At 39.3% G+C, this 7,872-nt stretch carries 4 protein-coding genes; 1 reads left to right on the top strand and 3 read right to left on the bottom strand.

What is annotated here, in order from left to right:
• The first annotated feature begins 191 nt into the window (after positions 1-191).
• Complete coding sequence (locus tag ABD814_RS12275; RefSeq protein WP_344913675.1) at positions 192-2,246, top strand: hypothetical protein; 2,055 nt, start codon at positions 192-194, stop codon at positions 2,244-2,246.
• Positions 2,247-2,307: 61 nt separating this feature from the next.
• Here the strand turns inward: ABD814_RS12275 and ABD814_RS12270 are convergent, their stop codons facing one another.
• From ABD814_RS12270 to ABD814_RS12260, 3 genes are all read right to left on the bottom strand, one after another.
• Positions 2,308-5,208 (bottom strand): glycosyl hydrolase 115 family protein, encoded by a 2,901-nt coding sequence (locus ABD814_RS12270; RefSeq protein ID WP_344913672.1) that lies wholly within the window; start codon positions 5,206-5,208, stop codon positions 2,308-2,310.
• A gap of 277 nt (positions 5,209-5,485) precedes the next feature.
• Positions 5,486-5,782 (bottom strand): rhodanese-like domain-containing protein, encoded by a 297-nt coding sequence (locus tag ABD814_RS12265; protein WP_344913670.1) that lies wholly within the window; start codon positions 5,780-5,782, stop codon positions 5,486-5,488.
• Positions 5,783-5,816: 34 nt separating this feature from the next.
• Positions 5,817-7,514 carry an FAD-dependent oxidoreductase gene (locus tag ABD814_RS12260; RefSeq protein ID WP_344913667.1) on the bottom strand — a complete coding sequence of 566 codons (1,698 nt, stop codon included), beginning with the start codon at positions 7,512-7,514 and terminating at the stop codon, positions 5,817-5,819.
• Positions 7,515-7,872 lie beyond the last annotated feature (358 nt).

Here is a 7,872-nt window from a genome sequence, read left to right as displayed (position 1 = left end):
AAGCTACAGCTACTACTGCCTTCACTGTTCGGGACTTTCACCCTAGAGTCTGCACCCATGCTGGGCACACAACCAAAATTAATCCCACCAAAATAGTGCGATTTAACTATGTCTTTCACCACACGATATTTCAATCAATAAATGTTATCTTAGTTCCAGACACTTTTAAATAACTGACAAAGGATGGTTAGATGCATAAAAAATTTATTTTTCTTATCGTTTTAGTATTCTTAGTTGCTTGTTCCTCAGAAGGAACCGAAAACACAGGAGGAGAACAAACGAGCGACACCAGTGATGACAAAACAGAAGCGTTAACCCTATCAAGTGAGATCCTCTTTAGCTATGATCATGAAGATGCTGGAGACTACTATTTAATGTCAATCCAAACAGATACCGACGGGAAAGGGATCGTTTTTACTGAGGTAGAAGAAATCGATCGTGTAACAGATTACTATACTTATTTCGTTAATCATAATGATGAAGTAATTGAAGGTATATCACTTGCTGATGATCCAGATCAGGAGCGTCGATGTACGGATATGTTTTTATCACCAAATGGACAGTACATGGTTTATGACTGCCACGATGATGGGATTGAGTTCTCTATTTATGATATGGAACAAGAAAAGATTATTGAGCAAGTCCCTGATTTTGAGATCTATCTACAAGACATTGTCGGAATTTCAAATGATCTAACGGTTTACTTACAAACAATGAATGATGATGGTGATGATCAATTCACTTTATATGATGTGGAAACTGAAACGAGTGAACATTATGTTTTCGCTGACATCCTTGATCTTGAATATCCATCATTTAATGCAATTACACCAACTGATGATGGTCAAAAAATCTTTTTCGATGCAATCACAGCACTATTCATCTTAAATTTAGACACAGGCACAGTCGATGAAATTGCAAATGTTGAACCGTTATGGGAAACATTTGATGATGACCTGATTTTCATTTATAATGCAACGATCTCACCCGATGGCAAATATGCGTATTACAACATTAGCGATAACAGCAATGACACGGACTATAGTGAGTATGTGTTTCACAATTTAGAAACGGATGAGATTGACAGCTATGCTGAGTTTGATTATCAAACGGTTCGTAATTTTGACTTACACGGCAACCTATTAATTGCAACGGGTGACCAACTCCAGCTATACAATTTTGAAACAAAAGAAACAAAGGTCATCCCTGATATTGCACTCGATCGTCATTCAGGCTATATGACGCTCGCTCATAACGGTCAATTTATCGTTTACACTGGGAAAGTTAAAAATGATGATGACACATATACTCAAAACCTTTACCGCGTCGCTCTAGGTGATACGAGCACTTATCAAACAACGAGCTTACCGGTAAAAGCAGGTGTTGACCACGAGCCAATTGAGCCACTCGAAGATGATCAAATCAGTTTACATGATGCGTCTTTAAATGAGGTTGAGATTTTGAATTCACTTTGGGAAGATAGCACACAAGTGATGTACCCGACCGAATTCCCTGAACAGTTACGCTATAGAAATAATTCTTTCAGTGGCGAACCTTCTGATCGAGACTTTACCCAGTTTATTTACTTTGATACGGGTAAAGTTTCAGCTAACAGAAACGATATTACTTTTTCTGCTAGCGTTGTTGGAGATGACGATAACTGTATCGCGCTGAGTGATCTCGAGGTTGTCAAAACGATCGATGGTGTTGATTATTACTTTTATGATTATCGCAATGCCGATGTTGAAGTAGGAGTAAGGATTGATAATGTTTGCTACATTATTAAAGCAGAGGATTATACAGAGGAAGAAATGTTATCGATGATCGAGTCACTAGAGCCTATCGATACCGTCTTTTATAATCTTCCTGATGACCAGTTTAAGTTCCCAACCAAATTCCCAATTGCCAATCCAGAAGTTCGCTATCCGAGACTAAGATCAAATCGAGATGGAGAAAGTTTCAGCTATTCAATTTCGTACCTCGGTACTGAAGAGAAAGACGTTCAGATGATCGTTGATCGTCAACACAATGAACCTAATTTATACATGAGTGAAAACCATGGTTTTGCCGTTGATGTCGATGGCTGGGATGAAGCATACTTCTCTGAATTCAATCTGGAACTGATTTTATTTGATGGATCCGACTACTATACGATCGATTTAGACATTCCAGATAATGTAGTTGAAGCTTTAGAAATCGATGAGCTAACAGAACTTTATATCGAAATTGGTGCATCATTTAATTAAATAAACACAGAAAATAGCCAAAGGTTCGATTCGTGAACTTTTGGCTATTTTCATGTCTAAATTATCTCCCAACATAATACGTCTCTTTTGGACCTAAATAACTATCAGCTGGCTTTTTACCTTCAGGGTAAATCACAAGTTTTTCTAACACAAATGCAGGACTGACCGCATAAATGCGTAGCTTGTTTAATCTTTCCTGACATGAAATCTTCACTTGCTGCTTGTGAATGTTGTTGATCACATCTGCTCCCCAATCCGAGCCGTCAACGCGATAACCCTCTGGCAGTGCATTAATCACTTTAACCTCATTATCGTTTGTTTGGACACCACAGTACATTGTTCCTTCTCTCGTTACTGGGTTTGATGACTGCACATACAATTCAAGCTCATAAGCACCGGCCTCCTGAACAACAAACTGATATTCAACATACGGCGCATTTTGACCAACTGTAAAGTGTGTTGTTGTTGGGAATGCCTTTAGTCCCGACAACGTTTTCCCATAGCCATCAAGAACCTCAAAACGATTTATTGTACCATCAGGATTTGTCGTCTGATGACGATCAGCAAAATGCTCCGCTTCAATTGCGACATAGCCCTTCGCCTCAATAAACGTCATCTTAGGATATGCAGCCGGATCAATCTTACCAACCGGCACGACAATTGTCACTTGACCCACAGGTGTTTTTATGAAAAACTCACCCTCTGAGTCTCCAGCTAGTTTCTGACGATCAATGCTGACCTGAATCGTTTCAGTGACTTTATCCTTGCCATCTAAAACGCCATTTGTACTTGAGAATGACAGCCAAGACTGATCACTAGAAATCTGATACTCAGCATCTTGCTCACTAATACTTGAGATCGTGAATGAAGCTTGGTTAACATCAGGCTCTAAAAAGTCCAATAGTGGCAACGTGTTTAAGTGCCACGGACTCCCTTCACTCTGATGCTCTGTCCCATCAATCGACACGGACAGTCTCGGTTTATTCATCGGTAACACAGTCGATAGGACTGGATTCTTATTCTCATCCTCATTCCAATGAACAAAACCGATATGCTCTGAGAGACCCATTCCGTAGAATTTGCCATCTGCAATTGTATGGTATTCTTCAACAAGTTCCTGGTCACGCTTGAGGCAAGCTTTTATTTGCTCAGCTAATTGATTGGCCTTGATTAAGTTCAGCTTAGCCGCATATTTGTTTTTTCCATTCAATAACCACATTTTTTGGACATTCAGGTTACCGACAACTGGGTAATACACTTGCGCAAAATATGCCGTGAAGTGCTCCTGATCAACAGCTTGGTAAAGCTCTTCTGCATTTTCGAGTAAGTGGTCAATCTCTTCAAGTAACTGATCGGTTTCTTGATAATTAACAGGATGATAAACATCGACATTCATCTGCTCCGGTCTACGCTTATGAGCAATTCTCGTATAACCTGTTAATAAGTCATAAATCGTATCTTGCTGATCTGAGTTAAATGCTCCGGCAAATTGCTGTTCAACCCACTCTTTCGTATACGCATCCGTTTGATTGATCGCACTTGTTCCCCACTTCTCAAAGTCATAAGCAAGATCAAGGAAAAATGACAATGGGAACTCTTGGGTTGCAATATCCCCAACGTTGACAATCCAAAGGTCACGCACACCAAAATCGTAAGCCATCGTCATTTGCTCCCAAATTTTCGGCAAATAGGAACTGTTAATCCACTCATACGAAATCGGTCCACCATGATAATCAAAGTGATAGTACATCCCATACCCACCTGAGTGATCACGCATTTCCTCAGTTGGTAGAGTTCGGAGGTTACCATGGTTATCATCACAAAGCATTAAGATCACATCTTCAAGCTCTTCAGAATTAATTAACCCTTCCGTTTCTTCATCACCATAGAAAAATGGCTCAACTTCTTTATATAATGCAAGCATTCTTGGCACGTCTGAAAGATTAGGGTTCACATTTTCTTTAATTAGCTTGTTTTGTGTCTGAAGCACATCTCGAAGCAGATTAATATTATCAGCCAAGGTTGCATCCTCACCCATAATCTTCGTATCTGCTTCACCACGCATCCCAATCGTAATCACATTTTCAAACTGACCTGTCCGTTTTAAGCCATCTTCCCAAAACTTCGTAATCCCTTCTCGGTTCGTGATGAAGTTCCACGCATCGCCATATTTCGAATCAGGGCCACGCAAATACTTATATTCTTCACCATAACGTAAGCACGGCTCATGGTGAGATGCCCCCATAATGACACCATACTCATCAGCTAATTCAACATTTGCTAGACCTGGGCCGTCATCATTAAAACGAGCTGACCACATCGCTGGCCAGAGATAATTCCCTTTTAATCTAAGTAATAGTTCAAAAACATGATCGTACATTTCAGCATTAAAGCCACCAAATTTTTTAGCTGACCAGTTACCAAAAGCAGGCCACTCATCATTAATAAAGAAACCACGATATTTCACTGACGGTTCTTTGGAGATATAATGGTAATTACCACTTAACGAAAAGCTCTTCTGACGAGCCGGCTTCACATCACTCCAATCTACTAGAGGAGAGACACCCAGCTTTTCTGACAGATGGAAGAGACCATAAATCGTTGCCCGTTTTTCGCTTCCTGCAATGACAAGTGCCTTATCAACACCTGAAAATGGTTGATCGACAACTTGGAACAAAAACACCTCTCGCTTGCCTGTAATCTTCGACAAATCGATGAGTTGCTTTTCATTAAGTTCGTCTAAAATCGGGCTATTTCCGATTGTTCCATAGATCACGGCGTGTTTACTTAGGCTTGCTTTATCTGTCGTTGATTCTGGTGCACTGCCAAAAACAAGTTCTATGTCGTGCATTACTTTCTTGGCAATTTTATTTACACCACTAAATGCCTCATTTTCTCGGTAAAAAAGTGCGCCTGATTGAGATTGATCGTTTAACATTTGCTGATTAATCATAAAGTCCATAATGTTGTCCTCTCTATCATAATATTTTTAAATTACTTTACTTAGCTAAATGATTTGTAAACCCTTACAAAATTGTTCGCAAGAAATAATCTGATTGGTTTAGAACAAAGATCATCAGGTTCACAATCAGTACGGCAAGTTTACTATAAAGTGAACAAAATTAAAACCAGTCAAAGTCTATTTTTTAATTGAGAAACTATACTTATGGGGGTGGTTTAATTATCTCATTAAGTATAAAAAATCCACACCTTCTAATCAAGTGTGGATCTCGCCTTGCTTATTCTAGTTCTCCGTTCCAGCTCATCATGCCGCCGGTGACGTTTGTTACGTTGTAGCCTTGGCTTGCTAGGAACTGACACGCCTTTCCGCTTCTGCCACCAGACATACAAACGAGGTAATATTCCTTAGCTTTATCTAGCTCTTCTACTCGCTCTGGAATTTGACCAAGTGGAATGTGAGTTGCACCAGGAATCTTCCCCATTGCTACCTCAGCATCTTCCCTCACATCAATAACATTTAATTTCTCTCCATCATTCATTAGCTTAGCCAGTTTTTTTGCACTGATTTTATTCATAGTCATTTTCCTCTCAATAATCATAGTACTCATTTTAGTTAAAGTTATATTTTGTCACGATCTTTTCTCTACCTGTGACAAGATCATTAAAGTATTCATATAAATTGATTCCTAAAAATGATCCTGAAATATTAAATACATTTGTAAACCCTAGATTCTGGAGCGCCATCACCATGTTATAACTCCTTTGCCCAGAACGGCAGTGAACATAGACAGGTTGATCTTTCGGGATCTCACTCAATCGATTTCTAAATTGGCTCAGTGGAATGTTAACCGCTGTTTTTAAATGGCCGCGCTCAAATTCAGTAGGTTCACGCGCATCAATGATAAATGCATCATTCTCGACAAGCTCCCTTACTTGTGACACTTTCACTTCACGATAATATCCATTCAATTGATTCAAAGCGACCAAAGCCGCATGATTGACAACATCCTTGGCCGTGCCTAACATTGGCGAGTAGGACAACTCTAAATCTTTCAAGTCTGCTAACGTTCCATTCATCGTAATCATCGTGACGATCACATCAATCCGTTTATCGACATTTCCTTTCCCAATTGCTTGAGCACCCAAAATACGCCCAGTCGGTACTTCATAAACCAATTTGAAATGCATCACAGAACTGTCTGGCATTAAGCTCACTTTATCACTTGGCAAAATGTAAACAGAATCATAACTAAACCCTGCAGATTCAGCTGTTTTTTCATTCAAGCCCGTTGAAGCTGCATTTAAATCAAACAGATGCATTGACGACGAACCAATGACACCTAAATGACGACTTGGCATCCCATAAATATGGTCAGCAACAGCACGCGCTTGCTTTTGGGCAGGCCCTGCTAAAGCGAGTCGAGTTGGCTTGTGTAACAATCGATGGTGAACTTCAATTGCATCACCAACAGCATAAATATTCGAATCTGTCGTTAAATAATGCTGATTGACTTTAATACCACCAGTGACACCAATTTCTAAGCCCGCTGCTTCCGCCAGACTTGTTTCCGGACGAACACCGATCGCCAACACGACCGCCTGAGCAGCATACTTTTCGCCAGATTGTGTTTCAATATGGTTATCAGTAATTTTAGCTAAGCCGTCATCAACAACTAGATTCACACCATGATCAACCATTTGCTTATGCAAAATCTGTGCCATGTCGTAATCAAATGCTGTCATGATTTGATCAGCAAATTCAACTAACGAAACATTATACTCTGCTAGTCGTAGGTTTTCAGCTACTTCAACACCGATAAAGCCACCACCAATAACTGCAACATCTTTAACTTTTCGATCAATTAAATAGCGATTCAGTTGGTCAATGTCAGCAACATTTCGTACCGTAAAGACATTGTCACGATTGATCCCCTCAATTTGAGCTGGACGAATTGGTGAAGCACCTGGCGAAAGAACCAATTTATCGTAGGCTTCCTCATATTCCTCATTTGACGTTAAATTACGGACGATGATTGTTTTTTCGTCCCGATTAATTTTCACGACTTCACTGTGGATTCTTGCATCAATGTTATATCGGCTTTTAAAGATCTCTGGGTTCATTAAAACTAAAGATTCACTATCTTCAACAATACCACTTAAGTGATAAGGTAATGAACAGTTTGAAAACGACACATGTGGTCCCCGATCGAACATAATCACTTCCGCATTTTCATCTAACCTTCGAACTCTTGCTGCGACGGACGCCCCTCCCGCTACTCCCCCAACAACTAAAATCTTTTTTTTCATAACAAAGCACTCCTTTTTCATTTATTTAAATCAGTTTCGTCATTCGTTAAAGACATACAAACATTTCTATACCTACACTGGTATATACTAGCTTAAATTTTTTTCATTATTTCTTCGGTATTTACTTGTTTAATCACCTTATTTTATACCCCTATAGGTATATTGTCAACTATTTAGTTTTTTAAAAAAGAACGGTTTGCTTCGACATTGACGATTAAACAAAAAAGCCTTTCACCAAAACAGCTCGGTGCTAGAATAGCAAGCCGAGTCGTTTTGATAAAAGACTAATTAGTGTCTACTGAACAAATACTATTCTTCTAAAATAGTCTGTCTTAGAGTGGGAATAATCAATTTTAAT

It is taken from the genome of Amphibacillus indicireducens (genome assembly GCF_039539605.1).
GTDB lineage: Bacteria > Bacillota > Bacilli > Bacillales > Amphibacillaceae > Amphibacillus > Amphibacillus indicireducens.
Note: the sequence above shows the minus strand (reverse complement) of the source record. Positions and strands in the feature narration are given on the sequence as shown.

Bases quoted from the DNA above. Each gene is read 5' to 3' on its own strand.
- ABD814_RS12275 (WP_344913675.1), top strand. From the start codon at position 192: ATGCATAAAAAATTTATTTTTCTTATCGTTTTAGTATTCTTAGTTGCT.
- ABD814_RS12260 (WP_344913667.1), bottom strand. From the start codon at position 7,514: ATGAAAAAAAAGATTTTAGTTGTTGGGGGAGTAGCGGGAGGGGCGTCC.
- ABD814_RS12265 (WP_344913670.1), bottom strand. From the start codon at position 5,782: ATGAATAAAATCAGTGCAAAAAAACTGGCTAAGCTAATGAATGATGGA.
- ABD814_RS12270 (WP_344913672.1), bottom strand. From the start codon at position 5,208: ATGGACTTTATGATTAATCAGCAAATGTTAAACGATCAATCTCAATCA.